Below are 21,979 nucleotides of genomic sequence, written 5' to 3' on the forward strand. Positions count from 1 at the left end.
GCGTATCATCAGCCGGCGATGAACTCTATTCTCCGCATCGTCCGCAGTGCCTCAGCTCTGTGGCCGTTCTATCTCGGCGTCCTTATCACCGCATCAGTGACCGCTATTCTGTCGCTGCTGACCCCATTTATCCTCCGCGAGGCCACAGATACCGTCGTGGCCGGCGGAGCTTTGCGCACCATCGTGTGGTGGGTCTTTGCCCTTTTCGTGGCGGATGCGCTGGGCAACGTAGTGAAGAATATCGGGGGCTATATCGGCGACGTGATGGTCTCTCGCCTGCGCCAGATTCTCTCGACTCGCTACTTTGCCAAGCTTCTGTCCGTGCCGCAGGGCTACTACGACAACCAGGTCACGGGCACCATCATCGCGCGCTTGGATCGCTCGATTGCAAATGTAACGCAGTTCCTGCAGTCCTTCTCCAATAATTTTTTCGTCATGCTCATCCAAGCCGCGGCGGTCCTCGTCATTACCGCGGTGTACTACTGGCCTTTGGCACTCCTGCTTGCCGCGCTCTTTCCTATCTATATGTGGCTTACAGCAAAGACCTCATCGCGCTGGCAGAAGTTTGAGGCCATCAAGAATGAGAACGTTGACCTGGCCAATGGCCGCTTCGCGGAAGTTATCGGCCAGGTGAAGGTCACCAAGTCCTTCGTGGCCGAAGCCCGTGAGCTGGCCTCGTTCGGTGGGCGCTACCGCACCGTGGTGGATACAACGAGGCCACAGTCACGGTGGTGGCATTCCATGGACACCGCGCGTGGAGTGGCCATGGCACTCATCTTCTTCGGCATCTACGGCCTCATTTTCTGGCGCACACTGGAAGGCCATTTCTCCATCGGTGACATGGTCATGCTCCTGCAGCTGGTGAACATGGCCAAGCAGCCAGTGTTCATGATGAGCTGGATCGTGGATATCAGCCAGCGCGCTATTGCCGGCTCCAAGGATTACTTCAAGGTCATGGAGGAAACCCCGGAGCCCACGGTCAACCCGCAGCTGGTTTCTGCCGCTGCGGCGTCCGACGTCCCGGAGCTCGACCTCTCCCCTGTCGAACCGCTGGCCCCAGCTGAGGGTCCCGTCTTTGCTTTCGACGATGTGTCCTTTGCCTATGAGGCGGACAAGCCGGTGGTGAACGGCATCACCTTTAGCACCGAGGAAGGGCACAAGGTGGCGCTCGTGGGCGAGTCCGGTGGTGGTAAGTCCACGTTGGTCAACCTGTTGCTGGGCCTGTACCAACCCACGGAAGGCACGCTGTCGGTGCTTGGGCAGGACGTGGCCACGCTCACGGCGGAACGCCTGCGTGCCTCGGTGGGCGTGGTCTTTCAGGAGTCCTATTTGTTCTCCGGAACCATCAAGGAGAACATCGCCTACGGTAAGCCAGGGGCATCGATGGAGGAGATCATCGCCGTGGCCAAGCGGGCCAACGCCCACGGTTTTATCGAGGAATTCCCGGACGGCTACGACACCGTCATCGGCGAGCGCGGCCTGAAGCTCTCCGGTGGGCAGAAGCAGCGCGTGGCCGTGGCACGCGCCATGCTCAAGGACGCACCGATTCTGGTCCTCGATGAGGCCACCTCCGCGCTCGACACCAAGGCCGAGCGCGCCGTGCAAGCAGGCCTGGATGAGCTCATGAAGGATCGCACCACGCTCATCATCGCGCACCGCCTGTCCACGATTGCGGATGTGGACACCATCGTCACACTCGACCGAGGTGTCATCTCAGAGATCGGTTCGCCAGCTGAGCTCGCACAGAGCGACGGAATCTATGCCGAGTTGCTCCGCCTGACCCAATCCGCCTCCGCCGCAGACCGCCAGCGACTGAAAAAATACGGATTCGTGCAGACTCCCTCCGAGTAGGGTGGGGCCCATGCATTTTCCTAGTCTGAAAGAACTCTCCGCCCGCGGGACGCGCAAGTGGACCGTGTACGACGAGGATGTCATCCCTCTCTGGATCGCCGAGTCCGATTTTCTCACCGCACCCGCGGTGAAGGAGGCCATCCAGGAGGCCGTTGACGCCGAGTCCTTCGGCTATACCCCGGCCCCCAAGGCCTCGGAGCTCAACGCGGCCGTCGCCGATTTCTACGAAACACGCTATGGCTGGCGCCCGAAGCACGTGTTCTGGATCGGGGACGTTGTCCGCGGCCTGTTGCTCGGCGTGCAGTACTTCACCGAGGGCCCGGTTGCGGTCCCAGTTCCCTCCTACCCACCCCTCTTGGAGCTTCCAGAAACGGCAGGTCGCGAGAAGATCGAGACCTCCCTGGAGCTTGCGGACATTGAGCGTGCTTTCCAGGCCGGCGCCGGCTCCATCCTGCTCTCCCACCCGTACAACCCCCTCGGCATTGTCTTTGATGAGGAGTGGCTACGTGGGCTGGTGGCGCTGGCGGATAAGTATGATGCACGCATTCTTTCCGACGAAATCCACGCGCCACTGGTCTACAAGGGCCGCCACATCCCGCTGGCCTCCCTGTCGGATCGCGTCATCACCGTCACCGCCACGTCCAAGGCGTGGAACACCGCGGGCCTCAAGTGCGCGCAGGTCATCCTGTCCAACTCCGCCGATGTGGAGCGCTGGAATGGCCTCACCGGAGTAGCCAAGGACGGCACCGGCACGCTCGGTGTGCTGGCGGCGGAGGCCGCCTACCGCAAGGGCGTGGACTTCCTCGATGAGGAAGTGGAGTACCTCAAGGACACCCGCGATTGGCTGGTGGATGAGCTACCCAAGCGCGTGCCGGGGCTCAAGACGTCCCGCCCGGAGGCCACGTACCTCTTGTGGCTCGATTTCTCAGAGACAGCCATCGGGGATAATCCGAAACCGGCCGCGTGGGTCCGCGAACACGCCAAGGTAGCCCTCAATGAGGGTGTGACCTTCGGTACGGGCGGCGAGCACCACGCGCGTCTCAATTTTGCGACCTCCCGTGAGCTGCTGGAAGAAGCACTCGACCGCTTGGAGAAGGCCTTCCACTAGAATTTACATCTCACGTCATGGGCATTATCCTTGGAAAAATGTCCATAAATGACGCTCAGGCCTCCCCGCATACAGCCTCGACTGGTTCTCCCATGAAGACCATCGTCGTGGCTTCCCTCATGCTCTTCTCCATGTTCTTTGGAGCGGGCAACCTCATCTTCCCGCCGGAGGTCGGTGTCTCCTCCGGCACCAACTTCTGGCCCGCCACCTTGGGCTTCCTCGCCGCCGGCGTGGCGTTGCCGGTTCTCGCCATCATCGCGGTGGCCATCTCCGGGCAGTCTGTGCGCGATATTGGCAATCACGGCGGCAAAGTTTTCGGCGTTGCCTTCTCCGTCATTGCCTACCTCGCCATCGGCGCTTTCTACGCCTTGCCGCGCACCGGTGCGGTGTCGATGGAAACCGCCATTACCCCACTGCTGGGCTGGGAAGGTACTGCCGCCAACGGTGCCTTCAACGTGGTCTTCTTCCTTATCGCTCTGGTGCTCGCGTGGCGCCCGAACAACATCATCGACACCTTGGGAAAATTCCTCACCCCAGCGCTCGTCGCCCTGCTCGTCGTATTGATCACTGTGGCAACCGTGAGCAACCCACGCGTCCCGGGCACGCCAACGGAGGAGTACGCGACCTCGCCGTTCGTCACCGGCCTCTTTGAGGGCTACAACACCATGGACGCCATCGCCGGCTTAGCCTTCTCCATCGTCATTGTGAACTCCCTTCGCTCCAAAGGTTTTTCCAAGAACACTGAGTTGCTGCGCGGCACGGTGGTCTCCGCGGTCATTGCCGGAATTCTGCTCGCCACGATCTACTTGGGCTTGGCGTGGATTGGCCAGACCATGCCGAACGGCTCCTCCTACGACTCAGGCGCCGCCTTGCTTGCCGACGCCTCCAACCTCACCCTCGGCACCACCGGCCAGGCCGTTTTCTCCGCCATCGTCATCTTGGCCTGCATGACCACCGCGGTGGGACTCATCTCCGCCACGTCAGAGTTCTTCGCCATGCTGGTTCCGAAGACCTCCTACCACTTCTGGGCCTGCCTCTTTACAGCGCTGTCCATCGCTTTTGCATTCCAAGGCCTGGAGACCGTGCTGTCGATTGCCGTGCCCTTCATCATCTTCCTGTACCCGCCGGCCATCTCGCTCATCGCTCTCACCTTGCTGCAGCCAGTGGTCAAGCGCTGGGTGACCTTCCACTGGGCCTTCCGACTTGCACTGTGGGTATCCGTGCTGTGGTCTGCGGCTACCTCCTTTGGCGCACCGCTAGACTTCTCCCCTGGTCAGGACGTGGGCTTGGGCTGGGTTGTTCCCACCCTCCTTGCGTTCATCATCGGCGTTATCATCGATGTTGTATCTACAGGCTCTGAAGAAAGAAGTGAGTAACTCATGACGCAGCGCGCCGCCTTGTCCATCCTCGATTTCTGCACCATCTACGAGGGAGAGTCCCCCGCCCAGTCAATGGCCAGGTCGGTCGAGCTGGCACAGCGCGCGGAGGCCTTGGGGTTTAAGCGTATGTGGTACACCGAGCACCACAACATGCCCTCCATCACCTCCTCATCCCCGGCCGTTCTCATCGCCCACATTGGCGCCAAGACCGAGCGCATCCGCCTCGGCTCAGGCGGCGTGATGCTGCCCAACCACGCTCCCTATGTCATCGCCGAACAGTTCGGCACCTTGGCCGAGCTCTACCCCGATCGCATCGACCTGGGCCTGGGCCGCGCCCCTGGTACCGATATGCAGACCTTGGGCCGCGCACTGCGTCGCGATGGCCACGCCGCGGAGCGCTTCCCGGAGGACATCAGGGAGTTGCAGGGCTACCTCGCCGGCGCATCCATCATCCCGGGCGTTCAAGCCATCCCGGGCGCTGGCACCAATGTGCCCATCTATATCTTGGGCTCCTCCATGTTCGGCGCTTCACTGGCAGCCAAGTACGGTCTGCCCTACGCCTTTGCCTCCCACTTCGCCCCGCAGCACCTCGAGTCCGCCACCGCCTACTACCGCGAGAACTACCAGCCTTCCGAGTCCTTCCCCGAACCTTATGTCATCGCCGGCGTCAACGTCACCGCAGGTGAGAACGCCGAGGAGGAGTTCGAGCGCGTGTGCTTCCGCCGCGTCAAGGCCTTTGTGGGCAGGGGCAAGCAGCTTTCTGACGCCCACGTGGAGCAGATCATCTCCACCGCCCAGGGCCAGCAGATCCTCGACATGCTCAAGTACTCCGCCGTGGGCAACGGCGAGCACGTCCGCGAGTACCTTGCAGAGTTCCAAGAGCTAGCACAGGCGGACGAGCTCATGATTTCACTGCAGTCGACCAATCACGAGAAGGTCTTGGGTAACATGGAAACACTGGCGCACGCGTGGGAGTTGTAATGTTTCCCCAACGTGCAAGACTTTTTGCATGCGCGTGAATTAATATTAGACCTGTTATAACAGTATCAACATTGAGGAGAATGGCCGTGTCACTTCGCGGTACCCAGCAGCACAGCAAGATTGCTGACTATCTGCGCGGACTCATTCGCAGCAAGCAACTCGCCCCAGGTGACTTCCTGCCCAGTGAAGCCGAGCTCTGCGAGCAATTCTCCTCCTCCCGTGGGCCCGTCCGCCAAGCCGTTGCCGCCCTGCGCTCGGAGGGCCTCATTTCCTCCGGCCGCGGCCGGCGTTCCGTCGTGTTGGGCCGATTCACCTCCGAGTCTTTCGACTCGATTTTCTCCGTGACGCACTGGCTCCGCGAGCGCGGCTTCGAGCCCGGCGCGAAGACCCTGTGGCTCGCTCGCTGCCCCGCCCCGAAGAAGGTGGCCAACTTCCTGCAGGTGGACGAAGGTGCCCCGGTCGTCTTCGTGCACCGCGTGCGCAGCGCCAACGACTTTCCCATTTCCATCGAGCGCATGTATTTCCCGCTGGAGGTGGGCAGCCACATCCTCAACTTTGATGCGGACAACGGCTCCATTCACGATCACCTCAGCGCCAAAGGCGTCGAGTTCGACAATGTCAACCGCGAGCTCTCCATGGCGCAAGCCACGGAGGAGGATGCGCGTTCCCTCAACATCGACACGGGCACCCCGCTGTGGCGCCTGCACCTCGACATCTCCGATCACTCTGGCCACCCCGTCGAGTGCACCGAAATCCTGTACCTCAGTGACCGCCTCACGCTCGGCATGACCAGCGTGCGTGGCACTACCTCCCCGCTTGAAGTCAAGCTCTCGGAAGGATGAGAACCCGACTGACTCTGTTGGGGCTGCTGGGGGCGGCGTCGCTAAGCGCATGCTCTGCAGGCTCCACCGCGATTGTGGATGCTGATTCCACCGCGCTCACCTTAGCTACCACCACGCCCGCAACGTCCCTGGACTTCACCACCGTGGGTGGTGCAGCCATCCCTGCTGCACTCATGAGCAACGTCTACGAAACCCTCGTGCGTATCTCTCCGGAGGGTGACATCGTTCCGGGCCTAGCCACATCCTGGGAGGCCGAACCTACGCGCTACACCTTCCACTTGCGCGAGGCCTCCTTTTCCAATGGCGAGGCCTTCACTGCGCACACCGCCGCGTGGTCCATCAACGCGGTGAAGACGGAGTGGACCAACGGCATTAGTGCGCAGATGGACGTCGTCAAGCAGGCCACGGCTGCCGACGACCACACGCTCATCGTCGAGCTCTCCCGCCCCTCGGCCGGCTGGCTATGGTCGATGGGCACCGCCATTGGTGCCATGCGCACCCCTACCGAAGCCGTGGGCACTGGCCCCTTCGCCGTGGCGGGGTTCTCCCCCGGTGAATACATCGCTCTCGAGGCCCGCAGCGACTACTGGGGAACGCCAGCCGCCGAGGACATCACCATCCGTTACTTCCCCGATTCCCTCACCGCGGTCAACGCACTGCGCTCCGGAGGGGTCGACGCGGTGTGGGGCGTACAAAACCCCGAGCTGCTCGACACCCTCGAAGACTCCATCCACACCGCCGTCGGGACCACCAACGGTGAGGTGCTGCTCTCTATGAACAACCAGGCAGCGCCCTTCGATGACCCCCGCGTGCGCCACGCTGTGGCTTATGGCATTGACCGGCAGGCCGCCAATGACATCTTGTGGCAGGGCCGCGCCCGCGACACCGGTGGGGCGCCCGTACCACCGAGCGACCCGTGGTTTAGCGGCCAGGATTACTACCCCTTCGACCCCGCCCGTGCACGCACGCTCATGGAGGACGCCGGGGCCGTGGGCACCCCCTTGACGCTGACCGTCCCGAGTCTGCCTTATACCCAAACCCTCTCGGAGTTCCTCTACTCCCAGCTCACCGAAATCGGTTTCGATGTCACGCTGGAAACCGCCGAATTCCCCGCGGTATGGCTGAGCCAGGTCATGGGCGCGAAGGATTACCAGATGTCTCTCGTGGCGCACGTTGAGCCGCGCGATATCCCCACCATCTTTGGCAACCCGGACTATTACATTGGCTATGACTCCGCGCAGGCCCGCACCTTGCTCCAGCAGGACGATATGAGCGGAGCCGTGGACCAGATCATGGCCGATATGCCGGCCCTAACGTTGATGAATATGCCCAACATTGTGCTCTACCGCGATGGTCTTACCGGCCTTCAGCCCAACCAGATCACCGACGCCATCGAATTGCGAGGTGTGCGATGAGAGTTCTGCGTTTTATCGGCACGTTGTTCGCTGCCTCGATCATCATCTTCCTGCTCATGCGGGCTGTGCCCGGCAACCCGGCGCGCGTAGCCTTGGGCGTCAACGCCACCGACGAGGCCGTCGAGAAGCTGACGCAGTCCATGGGGCTCGACCGCCCGCTGATTGTGCAGTACGTGGAGTGGATGAAAGGCCTACTCACGGGTAATTTCGGTATCTCGTTGTCCTCCCAGCAGGACATCACCCCGCTTGTCCTCGACCGCGCACAGGTAACCCTGCTGCTCATCGGCCTGGCCATCGCCCTCGCTCTTTTGGGCGCCATCCCCATGGGCATCCTCCTCGCGCGATTCCGTCTCCCGGTGCTCAACGCGGCGACGCAGCTGGGCATCGCGGTGCCGAGTTTCTTAGTCGGCATCCTCCTCGTCGCGGTCTTTTCCGTACATCTGGGCTGGCTGCCGGCCAATGGCTGGCAGCTGCCGCGTGAGGGATTGAGCCATCTCGTTCTACCGGTGATTTCCCTGGCGTTGGTGCAGGGCGCGATGCTCACCCGCTACGTCCGCGCCACCCTCACGGAGGAGATGGACAAGGACTATATCCGCACCGCGCGCTCCCTGGGTGAGTCCCGCACTGGGGCGCTCATCCGCCACGGCCTGCGCAACGCGGCGCTGCCCGTCCTCACCGTGACGGGCGTGCAGCTGAGCACGCTCGTGGTGGGCGCGGTGGTCATCGAGAATGTTTTCGTCATCCCAGGTTTGGGCTCCATGCTTCTCGACGCCGTCTCCACCCGCGACCTCACCACAATCCAAACGCTCATCATGGTCTTTGTCACCTTCACCCTCACCGTCAACTTGCTCACGGACCTGGCCTACCGCGTCATCGATCCGCGCCTCAAGGAGGCCCGATGAAACCCGGTTATCTTCTCGTGGGGCTTACAGTCCTGCTGGCTCTCGTCTCGCTGGTGTGGACGCCCTATGACCCGAACCTCATCTCCCCCGACCGCCTGGCCGGCCCCAGCCTCGAGCACCTCATGGGTACCGACCGCTTTGGCCGCGATACCTTCTCCCGCATCCTCACGGGCGCGCAGGTCACGCTGCTCGTGGGTGTCGTCGCGGTGGCTATCGCCGCTCTCATCGGTGTGCCGTTGGGCATCATCGCGGGGATGCGCGGCGGCGGGGTCATCATGGCCGCGGCCGATCTCCTCCTAGCTTTCCCGGCGTTGCTGCTGGCCATCGTCGCCGGCGCGGTGTGGGGCTCGTCCACGCTCACGGCCACCATCGCCATTGGTATTGCGGGCATTCCCTCCTTCATCCGCGTCACGCGCTCCGGCACTCTGCAAATCATGACGCAGGATTACATCGCCGCGGCGCGCATCTCGAAGGTGCCTCCGGCACTCATCGCGTGGCGCCACGTGCTGCCCAACCTGGGTGGCATCATCGCCATCCAGGCTTCGGTGTACTTTGCGCTGGCTGTTCTCGCGGAGGCCGGCCTGTCCTACCTGGGCCTGGGCACCGCCCCTCCAACGGCCTCGTGGGGCCGCATGCTTCACGACGCCCAACCCCTCCTGGCCACCCACCCCCTCCAAGCTCTGTGGCCCGGGCTGGCCATCGCCGGCACCGTCCTCGGATTCAACCTTCTAGGAAGCCATGCTGACCGTCACTGATCTGCGCGTGGGCTCCGTCGGCCCCTTCACCTTCGAGATTGCCCCGGGCGAGCGCGTCGGGCTCGTCGGCGATTCCGGCAGCGGCAAGTCCCTCACCGCGCTCGCCATCATGGGCCTGCTGCCTGACCATCTCAAGGCCACCGGCTCCATCCGCTTCGAGGGCCAGGAGTTGCTCGGTATGCGCGACCGCGACCTGCGCCAGCTTCCCCTAGCTATGGTCTTCCAGGAACCCATGACTGCGCTCGATCCCCTCCAGAAGGTTCCGGGCTTCAACCGCTTCCCGCACCAGCTCTCTGGTGGGCAGCGCCAACGCGCCCTCATTGAGATGGCCATGGCGCGCGGGCCCAAACTCCTCATTTGCGATGAGCCCACCACCGCCCTCGATCCGCACACCCAGGAAGAGATCCTCTCCGACATCGCCTCCGTCACCGACAACCAGGACACCGCGCTGCTGTTCATCAGCCATGATCAGAAGGTGGTCGAGCGCCTCTGCGACCGCGTCGTCCACATCGGTGAGATGACCACTCCGGATCTCAGCTTGCCACCCACCCCTACCCTGGGCGAGCCCGTCATTACCCTTGACCACGTCACTAAGACCTACCGCGGGGTTACCGCGCTGGATGATGTCTCCCTGACCGTCCGCGAGGGCGAACGCCTGGGCATCATCGGCGGCTCCGGCTCTGGCAAATCCACACTTCTCAAGCTGCTCACCGGCTTGATAAAGCCTACGTCTGGCACCGTCACCGTCTCGCGCCGCTTCCACATGGTCTTCCAAGATCCCAAGAGCTCGCTCAATCCGCGCATGCCCGTATGGAAAATCGTGGCCGAAGGCGGCGGCACCCGCGAGGAAGCCGAGCGCGTGCTCCGCGAGGTCGGCATCGACGGCGTCGAGCGCTATCCCCGTGATTTCTCCGGTGGTCAACGCCAGCGCATCTCACTCGCCCGCGCGGTCGTGGGCAAGCCCGAGATCCTGCTGGCCGATGAAGCCGTCTCCGCCCTCGACGCCACCTCCCGCGCGCAGGTCCTCGAGCTGATCCAGCGGGTGACTCGGGACATGACGTTGGTGTTTGTGTCACACGATATGGACGTCGTCAAGCACTTGTGTCCCACCGTGGCCGTGCTGCAGGACGGCAAGCTCGTGGATTCTGGCGAAACGAGTAAGGTGTTCTCACGTTATGGAACACCCTCTGCCGCAACGCCCTAGCGCCCTCCAGCTCTTCACCGCCTTCAACACCTCCGCGCGCCGCTGGCCCGGCGCCCTGCGCGCGGCGCTAGCGATCATCATTCCTGGCTTGGTGGCCATCCTCATCGGACACCCCGACGCCGTGCTCTTGGTCTCCGCCGGAGCGTTCTCCGTCATCTACGGTGAGGGGCACCCCTACCGCACGCGGCGCCGCATCATCCTCACTGCCGGCGCGCTGCTCACGCTCGCCGCCACGACGGGCTCCCTCATCGACGGGCTGGCCATGACCGCGGTGTTCACGGTGACGCTGGCGACGGTGGGCGCGTTCGTGCAGAACGCGCTGCGTCTGCCGCCGCCCGGCACGTTCTTCATGGTGATGGTGGCGGGCGGTTCCACCATGCTGCGCGGGATTTCGCCATGGGAGGTCGCCGGGTGGAGCCTGGCGGGCGTGGCTGCCGGCTACGTGCTGGGCATGTTGCCGCGCTTCTGGGATCCGCACGGCCCGGAGACGCGCGCGGTCGCCGCACTGGAGAAAGCTGCTGCGGCCTTTGTGGACTCCTCCTCGGATTTCCTGGCCAAACACCACCAGGCACAATCTGCCCTGTCCACGGCGTGGCAAGCGCTTGCCGACGCCGGCGTCATCCGCGGTGGCCGCATTCGCCGCCCTGCCCAGGCCTCGCTGGTGCATCGCGCCCTCGCCGCGCAGCAACGCATCGTGGCCCACCACCAGCAGGTGGGCGGCAACTCAGACGACCTGTCGGATGCGCCTACCTATGTCGACCCCGACCGCACCACGATTCCGCACACCAAGCCCACGATGCGCTACCGCATGTACCGCGCGGCCGTGGGCAACTCGCATGCGGTGGTTACGGCGGAAAAGATTGCGCTGGGTGGTCTGGTGACCGCGTTTCTGGGTTTGGCGCTGGGGCTTCACCGCCCGGACTGGGGCGCGGTATCGGTGCTGCTGCTCTTACAGTGGGGCCCAGACCGCGTTCCGGGTACGATTCGCGGCCTGCAGCGCATGCTCGGCTCCGTGTTGGGCGTGTGCGTCTTCGCGCTCATCGCATCCTTCAGCCCGCATGGCTGGGGACTGTTGCTGGCGCTGGCATTCTGCCAGTTCTGCGCGGAGATTCTCGTGGTGAAAAACTATGCGCTGTGCGTGGTGTTCTCCACCCCACTGGCGCTGCTCATGGGCAATTCCTCGGGCCATCTGGCTCAGACGATTGGTCAGCGCATGGCGGAAATCGGGCTATCCGTGGTGGTAGCCATGCTGGTGTTGTGGCTGTGGAAGCCCAACGCGCAGATGCTCAACCACCACCGCTTGCAGACGCGCTGCTTCGAGGCCATGGCGGCCCTGCTCGGCGCGCTGCTTATCAAGACCCCGGAGGAAGCCTTGGCGCAGCGCCGTGACCTGCACTACGAGCTGCTCTCGGAACGCCGCAGTATGCAGTCCCTGGCCACGAACCGCTCTGACATCGAACAGTTCTGGAAGCGCCACACGGCTCTACAAGCAGCCGGCTATTATCTGTTGGACTTCTGCGTGGTCAACCCGCTCTCGCAGCCGAGCCGCGCGGAGCTGGATGAACTCATCGAGCACATCACCGCAGCGGAAACTCATCGATGACCTCATAACGCGGCCCGCCCCCGCGTCCTTCCCCAAGAAAGGACTGCACCAAGCTGATGGTGCTGACCTCGAATTCCGGTCCGCGGTAAACACTCAGCGCGTGGACAGCATCCGGGATAAGCCAGGGGTCGCGCGTACGACGCCCCGCGCGGGCTAGCGTGAGATGCGGACGGGATGGTTCCAGCATGAGGTGCGTGATGTGGCCGTGCACTCCAGCCCACAGCACGTTTTTGTCAAAGGACCCCGCCCCGCTCAGACTCAGTGTCACCGATGCTCCTTCAATTCCGCGGAGCATCTCGCGGACCTCGGCGGCATCATTGGGCTGATCCCCGAAGAAATCCAGCGTGATGTGCCAATTATCTGGATCGACCCACCGCAGCCCATTGTCCTTCAGAGGGCGTACCGCCCGCACCAGATGCTCCCGCGCTTCCTCCGAGGGGAAAAAGGCGCTGAAAAGGCGGATCATCTCACCGTCAACAGGAGTTTTGGATCCAACACGTGCTCTTCCACGCGCTCAAAGACGGCAAAGGCCTCCTCTAGCTCGCGGACATTCTCATCAAAATTAGGCAGCGGCATGGCATTCCAATCGACGCAGAAATAAGTGCCCCTATCCTAACTCACAGCGCTGTCATTTCGCTTATCTGAGACAATGGTGGCCGTGAACTCTCAAAAAGCCACCGGCCCTGCGGTCGGTCTTTATCCCCATAACATGCACCCAGGCTTGGTTCCCGGCATCAGCGTCGAGGACCAACGCAACACCTTCGGGCTCGACAAAGTCACCTTCTTCACCACCGCAGCCCTCATCGTAAGCTTCATCATCTGGGGCATTAGCTCCCCAGAGTCCGTTTCTACGGCATCCTCAACCGCGTTCTCATGGGCCATCACCAACGCCGGATGGCTGCTCAACGTCACCATGATGATGGCGGTGGTCACCATGGCCTACATCGGCTTCTCCCGCCTTGGCCGCATCAAGCTCGGGACTGATGACGAAGAACCCGAATTCGGCTGGTTCAGCTGGGTGGCCATGATGTTCGGCGCGGGCATTGGAGTCGGCATCTTCTTCTACGGCCCCTCCGAGCCGCTAGCGCACTACCTCACCCCACCGCCACATACTGTTGATGGCAACACCGTCGAAGCCCTCCACCAATCCATGGCGCAGGTCCACTACCACTGGGGGCTATCCCCGTGGGCGGCGTACGCGCTCGTCGGCGGTGCCATCGCGTATTCCTCCTACCGCCGCGGCCGCGTGCCGCTGGTCTCCTCCATTTTCAAGCCCCTGTTCGGCTCCCGCGATACCGACGGCCCGCTGGGCAAGCTCATCGACATCCTCGCGCTCGTGGCCACGCTCTTCGGCACCGCGGCTACGCTCGGCGTCTCCGCCATCCAGATTGGCCAGGGTGTCTCCATCATCCGGGGCGCCGGGCCGCTGACCAACACCGCGCTCATCGTCATCATCGCCGTGCTTGGCTGCGGTTTTCTGATTTCGGCAGTCTCCGGTGTTTCCCGCGGCGTGCGCTACCTGTCCAACTTCAACATCACGCTCACACTTGGACTGGTGCTCTTCGTCTTCCTCGTCGGCCCCACCCTCTTGCTGCTCAACCTCATCCCATCCGGCATCGTCACCTACCTGGACCAGCTGCTGCCCATGATGGCCAAGGGGCTGTCCTGGGGCGATGAGACGGTTCAGTTCCAGTCCTACTGGACCGCCTTCTACTGGGCGTGGTGGATTGCCTGGACACCGTTCGTGGGCATGTTCGTAGCCCGCATTTCGCGCGGCCGCACGCTGCGCGAATTCACCGCCGTGACGGTCCTGGCCCCCACCACCATCCTGATCCTGGCCTTCACGATCTTCGGCGGCACGGCCATTGACTTCCACCGCGACAACCTGCAGGGCTTCGACGGCTCCGCCTCCGGCGAGCAGGTATTGTTCGACATGTTTGCCAACCTGCCGCTGCACCAGGTAACCCCCTTCATCCTGCTGGTGGTGCTGGCGGTCTTCTTCATCACCTCGGCCGATTCCGCCTCGGTCATCATGGGCACCATGTCTTCCAAAGGCGACCCAGCGCCCAACAAGATCATCGTCATCTTTTGGGGCCTGTGCATGATGGGAATCGCCGTCGTCATGCTGCTCACCGGCGGCGAAGACGTGCTCACCGGGCTTCAAAACCTCACCATCCTCTCCGCGCTCCCCTTCTGCATTGTGCTACTCGTCATGATGGTTGCCTTCATCACTGACCTACGCTCCGACCCGATGTTCATCCGCCGAAAGTACGCCCAGACCGCGGTGGAGAACGCGGTTCTGAGGGGCATCGAGGAGCACGGCGATGACTTCGAGCTATCCATCGAGCACGCCGACGACGGCCGCGGCGCCGGATCTGATTTCGATTCCTCCGCGCACCGTTATACCGACTGGTACCAACGCACGGACGAAAAAGGCGAGAATGTAGACTACAACTTCGAGACCGATACCTGGTCCGATGGCTACGACCCGGACTCTGAGCAGAAGGAGAAGTAGGTGGGCATCCCTGACGATGTCGTCCTCGACGGCTACACGCTTATCGAACAGCACGAAGTGGACCACGAGTTCCTTATCAATGGCTCGCCGCTCGCCGTGGATACGCCTCTACTTTTTGTGCTCACCATCGTGGGTGTTCTCCTCGTGGCAGCCAGCTTCTTCCTGCGCAGGCCGGTCCGCATCATCGCCGGGCTCCTGGGCGCGATCCTGACGCTGACCAAGCTGTGGTGGATGCCCATCGCACTGGCCCAACAGTTCAACGACAGCCAGGTCTTTGGCTACACGCTGAAGTACTACCCCCAGTACTGGCCGGCGGCCTCCATCATCGTGGTGGTCATCGCTATCATCGGCATCATTTCCGCCTTCCTCCGCCGACGCTAGCGCGATTCCAGCACCGCAATCGCGATGTGCACGCGGTTAGTGCCGCCGAGCTTGTCCAGGATGTGCTTGATGTGGGTCTTCACCGTGGTCACGGAGACGTAGAGCTGATCCGCGATCTCCTGGTTATCCAGCCCTTGGGCCACCAGCTGCGCCACCTCGTTTTCGCGCTGACTTAGGCTTTCCAGCGGGCGGGGCTCAAGCACCTCCACCTCTGCCGGCTCCGGCTCAGGGCGTTTGAGCGCCAGAAGGTTTTTCAGCGCCTGCGGGCTCAGCAGCTGCTGCCCCGTGGCCGCAGCCCGCACCGCGGAGACCAAGCCCTCCGGCTCGATGGTCTTGAGCAAGAAACCCATAGCGCCGGCATGCAGCGCATCCACGATGAACTCATCCGTGTCGAAGGCGGTGAGCATGACCACCGGGATATCCGGAGCACTTGCGCGCAGCTGCCCGGCCGCCTCGATGCCGTCCATAACGGGCATGCGGATATCCATGAGAACGACGTCCGGCCGCAGATCCGTCACGCGTGCCACGCCATCGCGTCCGTTGCTGGCCTCGGCCACCACCTCGATGTCCGAAGCACCTTCCAGGATGAAACGGATACCGCGGCGCAGAGCCTGCTCATCATCGACCAATACCACCGAAATCATTACGCGTGTGCCTCCTCCGGTAGCTCGAGGACCCAGGTGAACGTGGAGGCGTCGTCAAGCACTGTGAAGGTGCCTCCCGCCAGCCGGGCGCGCTCCTCCAGCCCCAGCAGCCCGTTGCCGCCGCCGGACTCAGGCTGGTGCGCCACCTTCTTGTTCTGCATCGTCACCTGCACCTTATCTTCCTCGTTATCCACGGTGAGCGTCACCTTCTTCCCCGGCGCATACTTGCGCGCGTTGGTCAGCCCCTCCTGCACGGCGCGGCCCAAAGTGTGAGCCGCCATCGTGCTTAGCTTATCGACGTCCCCCTTCTCATATCGCACCTTGGTTCCCGCCGCGCGAGCGCGCTCGATGTGTTCTTCAATGGTGGCACGCGGATCCACGCGGTCGTCCACACGGAGGGCCTTGATAACCCCACGCAGGTCTTCCACGGCGGCCTTGGCCTCCGACTGGATGGTGTCTGACGCCTCCTTGATGCGTTCTGGATCGGCGTCCTTGCGGTAGCTCAAGCCACCCGCGTAGACGGAGATGAGGCTAAGCCTGTGCGAGAGGGAATCGTGGATATCGCGGGCAATGCGGTTGCGCTCTTCCAGGCGGGCGCGCTCCTCGCGCGAGCGCAGCTGGTCCTCATTGAGCTCCGCCAAGCTCACCAGCGTGACCTCGCGTTGGCGGCGCTGGGCGCGCACCGACCCCGTAATCCAGGCGACGACGAGCACGATGATTCCGAAGAACCCGTAGCCGAAAACCGACAGGTAGCTCAAGTGCAGGTAGGGCACCGCCATGACGGTCACATACGAGACCACCAGCACCACCGTGCCCGCCAGGGACCACCGCAGTCGGCCGCGCGAGATGAGAGAAATCAACACCACCAGCACTGACAGCGACAGTGGGCGAAACCCACCGAGCGCTAAGACGAGCAGAGCCGCACTCAGCGCCACCGGGTGGCCGGGGTACTCCTCGTGGATGTTGCGCTCCCGGCGCGAGTGGTGCAGGGCGAAGGGCAGCAAAATCCACGTGACAACGGCAAATAGAATCATGAAGGAGGTGACGTATATTTCCTGGTCCGTCACCTCGAAGGTCTCGATCTGAAGGATCCACGTGGCCCCATCCGCCAGCACGCAGAGCAGAATGAGCAGCACTGTGATCCACAGCGGTCGCGTCTTTCTCGTCATGGTTGACACGATAGTTCTCCCCGCGTTCCGGAAAATCCTCCCTGCGGAGGATACCGGTACCCGGACGAGGTTCATAGCCTAAACCGCATGAGACAAACAAGATTCTTGTACTATCTGCTCACCGCCGCTGGGCTCATGAGCGCCGCTTATAAATTCTCCCAAGGCGCCTTCGTACCCACGAGCGCGCTTGCCGCGGTAGCGTACATCGGCATAGCTATCGGCCTCACGCTGCTGATACTGCGCAAATACCCAGGCATTGCGCATGGCGTGGTGTGGGGCATCGCGGTCACCGGAGTCGCGGCTTCGCTCAACGGGAACATGAATCACCTCCTCATCCGCGTGGTCCCAGACTGGCTGGTCGGTGCTGGAATCGCCCCACTCCCCGAGGAGGTCCTCAAATTCCTCGGCGTCATCTTCATTTGCACCTGCGTCATCCAGCCCCGCCACTGGGCGGACTACGTTTTCGTCGGTGTGGCCGTGGGGATGGGCTTTAGCGTGAGCGAGAATGCCGTCTACTACGCCAACATGACGCTGGAGAACCTGGATTCCGATATCAAGGGCACCTTGATGGCGCTCCTTGCCCGCTTCGTCGCGAACCCTCTCATGCATTCTTTCTTCACCGGAATCGCAGCTTATGGACTTTCCCGCAAACAACCGGTGCGGTGGTTGCTTATCGCCATGGCGGTGCACTTCGCTGCCAACTTTGGCCCGTCTGTGACTATCGCGTTGGAGGAAGCCATTTGGCCCGTCTTTGCCGCCCTCATCATTCTCATCTCCCTGTGGGTGGCCACGATTGTCAGCATTGTTAAGCTCCGGAAAATCCTCCCTGCGGAGGATACCACCACGAAACCACAGCTCATAGGGTCGAACGCATGAAAAACACACTGATTTATTCCTGCCTCGGCGTCCTCGCCGCAGTACCGCTTGCCGACGCCCTCCTCCCCGACCCCACTCCCGAGACCACAACCGTGCGCGGTATCCCAGGACTTGAATGCCCGGACGACCCGTACGCTTCCTCGCAGACCTGGAACTGCGAGGGCGCGACCATCATCGCCGAAAAAGGAAGCTCTTCGCACCCGGTAGAGACGTACCTGCCCCGCCAACACCGCTCCTTCAACGGGAACAGCGCGCTCACCGACGCCCCCATCACCACCCAAGCACCGGATCTCTACCGCGTGGCCGACGAGAACGGGATCACGCTGGCCCACCCCGACGACAACACCATTTCCTTCCTCCACATCTACGGACCGAAGGAACGTGACTTCGCCGACCGGGTACAGGAGGACGCTTGAGATACCTGTATTACCTGCTAACGCTCGGAGCGCTGGGCACGACCATCCTCCACTACGCGGGCGAGCCCTTCCTACCGGCGAGTGTGCTGACTGCTGTTATCTTCGCCGCCGTACTCGTCTCCCTCACGCTATTCCTCCTGCGCCGCCGGGATGGGATTACGCATGGCATTCTGTGGGGCTTTGCGGTCTCCGGGCTGGCGGTGGAACTCAACACGAACATGACACACCTCCTTGCCCGCGCAGGCCTGGGCTGGCTGGGCGCTGCGGGGTATGCACCGCTCAACGAAGAACTGCTGAAATTCCTCGGCGTAGTGCTCATCTGCACCTGCGTCATCCGGCCCCGCAGCTGGCGCGACTATGTCTTCGTGGGCGTGGCCGTGGGTATCGGTTTCACTGCGGGCGAGAACGCCACGGCCTTCGCGCGCATGACGGTGGATAACCTCGATTCGGATACCGCTGGCGCACTCGGTGCGGGCGTTATCCGCCTGGCATCTAACCCGCTTTCCCACTCGCTATTCACCGGTCTCAGCGCTTATGGCCTATCCCAGAAACAGCCGGTGCGCTGGCTCATTGCTGCCATCGCGGTGCACACTACGAAGAACCTTTTCCCTTCGCTCAGCAGCACGTTCGACGACGCCATCTGGCCCTTACTTGCCGGCATGGTCGTCGTGGTTGCCCTGTGGGTAGCCACCATCCGCGGCATTATCGTGCTGCGGCGCAAGGCAGCTACTGATTCCCCTGTACCGGCTCACGCATAGCCTTCGTCGCCGGGGATGGGTGCGCGTCCTCGGCGGCCAAGCGCTCAAAGGCCACCGCTGCCAGGGCAGCCGCCTGATCCCCCAGAACGGAGTCATCGAAACGCGCCAGCGGCGAGTGGTTCCACTCGCGCATGTGCTCCGGGGTTTCAGGATTGGCTGTACCCAACCACATGAACGTGCCCGGCACCTGGGCGAGCACCGCGCCGAAATCTTCCGAGGCCATCATCGGCGTCTGCATCGGCACCACGTTTTCTGCGCCAAACATGCCCGACCACAGCGATGCTGCGAACTGGTCCTCGCGCGGTGACGTCTTCGTGGCGGAATACAGAACCTCGAAATCCACCTTGGCCGTGCAACGGTGCGAGGCCGCCACGGAGCTCGACACTTCGATGATCATCTGGCGGACGGCTTCGATGTGTTCGTCGCGAAGCACGCGCACCGTCGCCCCCAGCTCGGCCTTGTCAGGGATGATGTTGACCGCGCCGTCGCCCGCGCGAAGGTTCGTCACGGTGATGACGATGGGTTCGTTGGCGTCGAAGCGGCGCGTCAAAGCCACCTGCAGCGCCACCTGGATTTCCGCCAGCGCGGCGACCGGATCCACCGCGTCGTGCGGGCGCGAGCCGTGTCCGCCTTTGCCGTAGACCGTGATCCACAGGTTGGACGACGACGCCATCATGGGACCCGGAATGTGGTGGAATGTGCCCCTATCCTGCGGCCCGACGTGCAGGCCGTAGGCGGCGATGGGGCGGCGGCCTGCGGCATCAAGCACACCTTCCTCAATCATTGGCTGCGCACCACCCGGGCCCTCCTCACCCGGCTGGAACATAAAGGTGACATCACCCATTAGCTCTTCGCGGTGGCGGCATAGCATCTTCGCCGCACCGATAAGTCCCGCCGTGTGCAGGTCGTGGCCGCAGGCGTGCATGTTGTTGTTCGTGGAGGCGAACGGGCTACCCGTCTGCTCGCGCAACGGCAGGGCGTCCATGTCCGCGCGCAGCAATACCGACACCGGGCGCTCGCCGCGCTTGCCGCCGCGCAGTACCGCCACGACGGAACTCAAATCGTGGCCGCGGTGAATCTCCAGCGGCAGGTCTTTCAAGGCTTCGAGCACCTTCTTCTGCGTACGCGGCAGGTGCAAGCCGATTTCGGGGTTCTGGTGCATATCGCGCCGGAACTCTTGCAGCTGCGGGAGTAGTTCCCGGCCTTCCTCCAGGAACACCTCGCTGGCAAGCCGGTCTCCCAACTTAGCCGAAACCATGGGAAGCGGGGGCAGTTGCTGGCGGTGGCGCGGTGCCATCTTCATGGTGTCATCCTTTCGCAGAGTGGTTTCCCCGAGCTTACCGGCGGCTGTATTAATGTACTAGGCCATGAAGGTCCTTTCCGCGCTGGTGGCCAGCTCCCTGATGTTCACACCCGGCTCCTCCTACCAATTATCAAGCCGCGAAGAGGCTTCCTCGCAGTGGGCCGTCGACACCATGTTCAACGCCATCGACGCGATGGGGACCTCCTCCCACCTGCTCACCGATGCATGGTCCACGGAGCAGGAGGAGTACCCGTACCCAATTAAAGAAATCAACGAGGTCTCCTTGCTGGAGCGGCGTGCCACCGACGAACCTGGTCGTGAGAAGTGGATCGTCTCCTCGCCGTCGATGGGGCGTGACATTCCTGTCGACGTCGTCGTGGGCAATGGTGGGCCCGTGGTGTACTTTCTCGAGGGCGTAGATTCCCCGAAGACCTCGAACTGGATCACCAAGGGGCATGTGAAGCGCGTCTTCGGCGAATCCGACGCCAGCATCGTCATCCCCTCGCAGGGAGCCGGATCCATGTGGACGGATTGGAACGAGGATGACCCGAAGTTGGGGCGCCACAAGTGGGAAACGTTCCTCATCACCGAACTCGCTCCGCTAGTGGAGGCGGAGCTGAACCACAACGGCAAGCGCGGGCTCATTGGGTTGTCCATGGGAGCATCGGGCGCGGTGATGATGGCGAACAACAACCCGGGCTTCTTTGATGGCGTAGCCGGTATTTCTGGCTGCTATTCCACCACCAGCCAGGTGGGTCAGGGAACGGTGGATTTGACGGTGCGCACCAAGGGCGGCGACCCAACGAACATGTGGGGCCCGCGCGGTTCGAAAGATTGGCTACGCAACGACGTCATGTCCCATCCGGAGGGCCTGCGCGGCACGGCGCTTTATCTTTCTGCTGCGTCGGGCGCGTGGACGGACGAGGAACTGGCGGCCTATCCCGGGAAATCCGTCAACGACCGCATCGGCGGCACCCTTTTGGAAGCCGGCTCGCGGCGCTGTACGGAGGAGTTTTCCGCCGCGCTTTCCGACGCCTCAATCCCCCACACCACCAACTACCTCACCGAGGGCACCCACGATTGGGTCATGTTTGGCAAGCAATTGCAGCCGGCGTGGGATGCGATTAAACCGGCTCTCTACTAACGTCGACGGCATGTCCCGATTCCGCAGCGCTTTCGTACCTGCCGCCATCCTTGTGGCGGGGCTTGTCCTCCTCGCAGTGTTCTACGTCGGCTTAAGCCGCCATTACAACACGCAGGAGCTCCAAGCGCTTATCGACGGCGCCAATGCCAACGGCCAGGACTATAACGTCATCATCCACAACGAGCTGACCTGGAGCTATTCGTTTAACGCCGAGTAATACAGCGTTCCGGTTGCGGGGTCGTTAGACCTGTTTTAGGCTTCCGGGTCATGGGGGTATTAGAAACCTACTTCCACTACCGCAATTCGGGGATTGCGCTCGTGGAGAATGCATCCAGCTCACCCGACGAGCTCCGCGCGCTCGGCGCCGACGCGTCTGATGCCGCAGAGTTGGCGCACCTGCACCGCACCTACTTCGGCCCCACCCGCTTTAGCGGCAAACAACGCAAAGCGCGCACCGCCGCCCTTCAGCAGCGCCACAGCCTAGCCACGCTCAACCTCATCGAGTCCTACACCACACGCGTGAAAAAAGACCTCGACGCCTGGAACCTCCGCATCAAACTCGCTTCCACACCAGCCCACAAAATCCGCGACATCGCAGTAAAAAGACTCAAAGAACTACGCACCAAGCGCCACGCCAAACCCGGGGTGCGGTTTACCTATCGGGCCACCGGACCAAACTCCATGACGATCACCGATGACGCCTCCGTCATCGCCGATATCCGCGGCACCCTCG

The 21,979-nt window shown here is 62.7% G+C and carries 21 protein-coding genes and 1 pseudogene; 18 read left to right on the forward strand and 4 right to left on the reverse strand.

The features are described from left to right. Nucleotides 1–18 precede the first annotated feature (18 nt). The 10 genes from HMPREF3149_RS12605 (at nucleotide 19) to HMPREF3149_RS12650 (ending at nucleotide 12,040) form a co-directional block, all read left to right on the forward strand. Nucleotides 19–1,851, forward strand: a complete 1,833-nt coding sequence (locus HMPREF3149_RS12605; protein ID WP_070538585.1) for an ABC transporter ATP-binding protein — start codon at nucleotides 19–21, stop codon at nucleotides 1,849–1,851. A gap of 10 nt (nucleotides 1,852–1,861) precedes the next feature. Then, nucleotides 1,862–2,959: a MalY/PatB family protein gene (locus HMPREF3149_RS12610; protein WP_070538586.1), complete on the forward strand. Its 1,098-nt coding sequence runs from the start codon at nucleotides 1,862–1,864 to the stop codon at nucleotides 2,957–2,959. 38 nt (nucleotides 2,960–2,997) lie between these two features. After that, complete coding sequence (gene brnQ, locus HMPREF3149_RS12615) at nucleotides 2,998–4,335, forward strand: branched-chain amino acid transport system II carrier protein (protein WP_070538602.1); 1,338 nt, start codon at nucleotides 2,998–3,000, stop codon at nucleotides 4,333–4,335. A 3-nt stretch (nucleotides 4,336–4,338) separates the two neighbouring features. Then, complete coding sequence (locus tag HMPREF3149_RS12620) at nucleotides 4,339–5,319, forward strand: LLM class flavin-dependent oxidoreductase (RefSeq protein ID WP_042531886.1); 981 nt, start codon at nucleotides 4,339–4,341, stop codon at nucleotides 5,317–5,319. Between the two features lie 80 nt (nucleotides 5,320–5,399). Continuing rightward, nucleotides 5,400–6,161: a GntR family transcriptional regulator gene (locus HMPREF3149_RS12625; RefSeq protein WP_306558253.1), complete on the forward strand. Its 762-nt coding sequence runs from the start codon at nucleotides 5,400–5,402 to the stop codon at nucleotides 6,159–6,161. Continuing rightward, on the forward strand, nucleotides 6,158–7,576 hold the full coding sequence (locus HMPREF3149_RS12630; protein ID WP_070538587.1) for an ABC transporter substrate-binding protein: 1,419 nt from the start codon (nucleotides 6,158–6,160) through the stop codon (nucleotides 7,574–7,576). The genes HMPREF3149_RS12625 and HMPREF3149_RS12630 overlap by 4 nt, the downstream gene beginning before the upstream one ends. Next, complete coding sequence (locus tag HMPREF3149_RS12635) at nucleotides 7,573–8,478, forward strand: ABC transporter permease (protein ID WP_070538588.1); 906 nt, start codon at nucleotides 7,573–7,575, stop codon at nucleotides 8,476–8,478. Before HMPREF3149_RS12630 ends, HMPREF3149_RS12635 begins: the two co-directional genes overlap by 4 nt. Then, on the forward strand, nucleotides 8,475–9,233 hold the full coding sequence (locus tag HMPREF3149_RS12640) for an ABC transporter permease (RefSeq protein WP_042533386.1): 759 nt from the start codon (nucleotides 8,475–8,477) through the stop codon (nucleotides 9,231–9,233). Before HMPREF3149_RS12635 ends, HMPREF3149_RS12640 begins: the two co-directional genes overlap by 4 nt. Beyond that, a complete protein-coding gene (locus HMPREF3149_RS12645) occupies nucleotides 9,217–10,437 on the forward strand; it encodes an ABC transporter ATP-binding protein (RefSeq protein WP_070538589.1) in 1,221 nt (406 codons plus the stop codon). The genes HMPREF3149_RS12640 and HMPREF3149_RS12645 overlap by 17 nt, the downstream gene beginning before the upstream one ends. Beyond that, on the forward strand, nucleotides 10,409–12,040 hold the full coding sequence (locus HMPREF3149_RS12650; RefSeq protein ID WP_070538590.1) for an FUSC family protein: 1,632 nt from the start codon (nucleotides 10,409–10,411) through the stop codon (nucleotides 12,038–12,040). Before HMPREF3149_RS12645 ends, HMPREF3149_RS12650 begins: the two co-directional genes overlap by 29 nt. Here HMPREF3149_RS12650 and thpR read toward each other — a convergent pair. Next, a complete protein-coding gene (gene thpR, locus HMPREF3149_RS12655) occupies nucleotides 12,015–12,506 on the reverse strand; it encodes an RNA 2',3'-cyclic phosphodiesterase (RefSeq protein WP_083280876.1) in 492 nt (163 codons plus the stop codon). The two genes, HMPREF3149_RS12650 and thpR, sit on opposite strands and share 26 nt — an antisense overlap. 183 nt (nucleotides 12,507–12,689) lie before the next feature. On the opposite strand from thpR, the gene HMPREF3149_RS12660 reads away from it, so the two are divergent. Together HMPREF3149_RS12660 and HMPREF3149_RS12665 are read left to right on the forward strand one after the other, a co-directional pair. Then, nucleotides 12,690–14,555, forward strand: a complete 1,866-nt coding sequence (locus tag HMPREF3149_RS12660; RefSeq protein WP_070538591.1) for a BCCT family transporter — start codon at nucleotides 12,690–12,692, stop codon at nucleotides 14,553–14,555. Beyond that, on the forward strand, nucleotides 14,556–14,936 hold the full coding sequence (locus tag HMPREF3149_RS12665) for a hypothetical protein (protein ID WP_070538592.1): 381 nt from the start codon (nucleotides 14,556–14,558) through the stop codon (nucleotides 14,934–14,936). Here the strand turns inward: HMPREF3149_RS12665 and HMPREF3149_RS12670 are convergent. Together HMPREF3149_RS12670 and HMPREF3149_RS12675 are read right to left on the reverse strand one after the other, a co-directional pair. After that, nucleotides 14,933–15,580: a response regulator gene (locus HMPREF3149_RS12670; protein ID WP_070538593.1), complete on the reverse strand. Its 648-nt coding sequence runs from the start codon at nucleotides 15,578–15,580 to the stop codon at nucleotides 14,933–14,935. The genes HMPREF3149_RS12665 and HMPREF3149_RS12670 overlap by 4 nt on opposite strands. After that, complete coding sequence (locus HMPREF3149_RS12675; RefSeq protein ID WP_246820016.1) at nucleotides 15,580–16,749, reverse strand: sensor histidine kinase; 1,170 nt, start codon at nucleotides 16,747–16,749, stop codon at nucleotides 15,580–15,582. Before HMPREF3149_RS12675 ends, HMPREF3149_RS12670 begins: the two co-directional genes overlap by 1 nt. A gap of 87 nt (nucleotides 16,750–16,836) precedes the next feature. On the opposite strand from HMPREF3149_RS12675, the gene HMPREF3149_RS12680 reads away from it, so the two are divergent. Genes HMPREF3149_RS12680 through HMPREF3149_RS12690 form a run of 3 tightly spaced genes read left to right on the forward strand, consistent with a single transcriptional unit; the run spans nucleotide 16,837 to nucleotide 18,799 of the window. Then, on the forward strand, nucleotides 16,837–17,625 hold the full coding sequence (locus tag HMPREF3149_RS12680; RefSeq protein ID WP_083280877.1) for a PrsW family glutamic-type intramembrane protease: 789 nt from the start codon (nucleotides 16,837–16,839) through the stop codon (nucleotides 17,623–17,625). Next, a complete protein-coding gene (locus HMPREF3149_RS12685; protein ID WP_070538595.1) occupies nucleotides 17,622–18,041 on the forward strand; it encodes a hypothetical protein in 420 nt (139 codons plus the stop codon). Before HMPREF3149_RS12680 ends, HMPREF3149_RS12685 begins: the two co-directional genes overlap by 4 nt. Further along, nucleotides 18,038–18,799, forward strand: coding sequence for a PrsW family glutamic-type intramembrane protease (locus tag HMPREF3149_RS12690; RefSeq protein ID WP_070538596.1), 762 nt, complete (start codon nucleotides 18,038–18,040; stop codon nucleotides 18,797–18,799). Before HMPREF3149_RS12685 ends, HMPREF3149_RS12690 begins: the two co-directional genes overlap by 4 nt. Here HMPREF3149_RS12690 and HMPREF3149_RS12695 read toward each other — a convergent pair. Next, on the reverse strand, nucleotides 18,768–20,102 hold the full coding sequence (locus HMPREF3149_RS12695) for a M20 metallopeptidase family protein (RefSeq protein WP_070538597.1): 1,335 nt from the start codon (nucleotides 20,100–20,102) through the stop codon (nucleotides 18,768–18,770). The genes HMPREF3149_RS12690 and HMPREF3149_RS12695 overlap by 32 nt on opposite strands. A gap of 64 nt (nucleotides 20,103–20,166) precedes the next feature. Here HMPREF3149_RS12695 and HMPREF3149_RS12700 point away from each other — a divergent pair, with 64 nt between their 5' ends. The 3 genes and pseudogenes from HMPREF3149_RS12700 to HMPREF3149_RS12710 form a co-directional block, all read left to right on the forward strand. Further along, nucleotides 20,167–21,246, forward strand: coding sequence for an alpha/beta hydrolase (locus HMPREF3149_RS12700; RefSeq protein WP_070538598.1), 1,080 nt, complete (start codon nucleotides 20,167–20,169; stop codon nucleotides 21,244–21,246). 10 nt (nucleotides 21,247–21,256) lie between these two features. Continuing rightward, entirely contained in the window at nucleotides 21,257–21,463 is a 207-nt protein-coding gene (locus HMPREF3149_RS12705) for a hypothetical protein (protein WP_070538599.1), read from the forward strand. Between the two features lie 50 nt (nucleotides 21,464–21,513). Next, nucleotides 21,514–21,979, forward strand: a pseudogene (locus HMPREF3149_RS12710) (HNH endonuclease); the annotation flags it as partial.

Origin of the sequence: Corynebacterium sp. HMSC05E07, from assembly GCF_001807225.1 — a bacterium.
GTDB classification, from domain to species: Bacteria; Actinomycetota; Actinomycetes; order Mycobacteriales; family Mycobacteriaceae; genus Corynebacterium; species Corynebacterium singulare.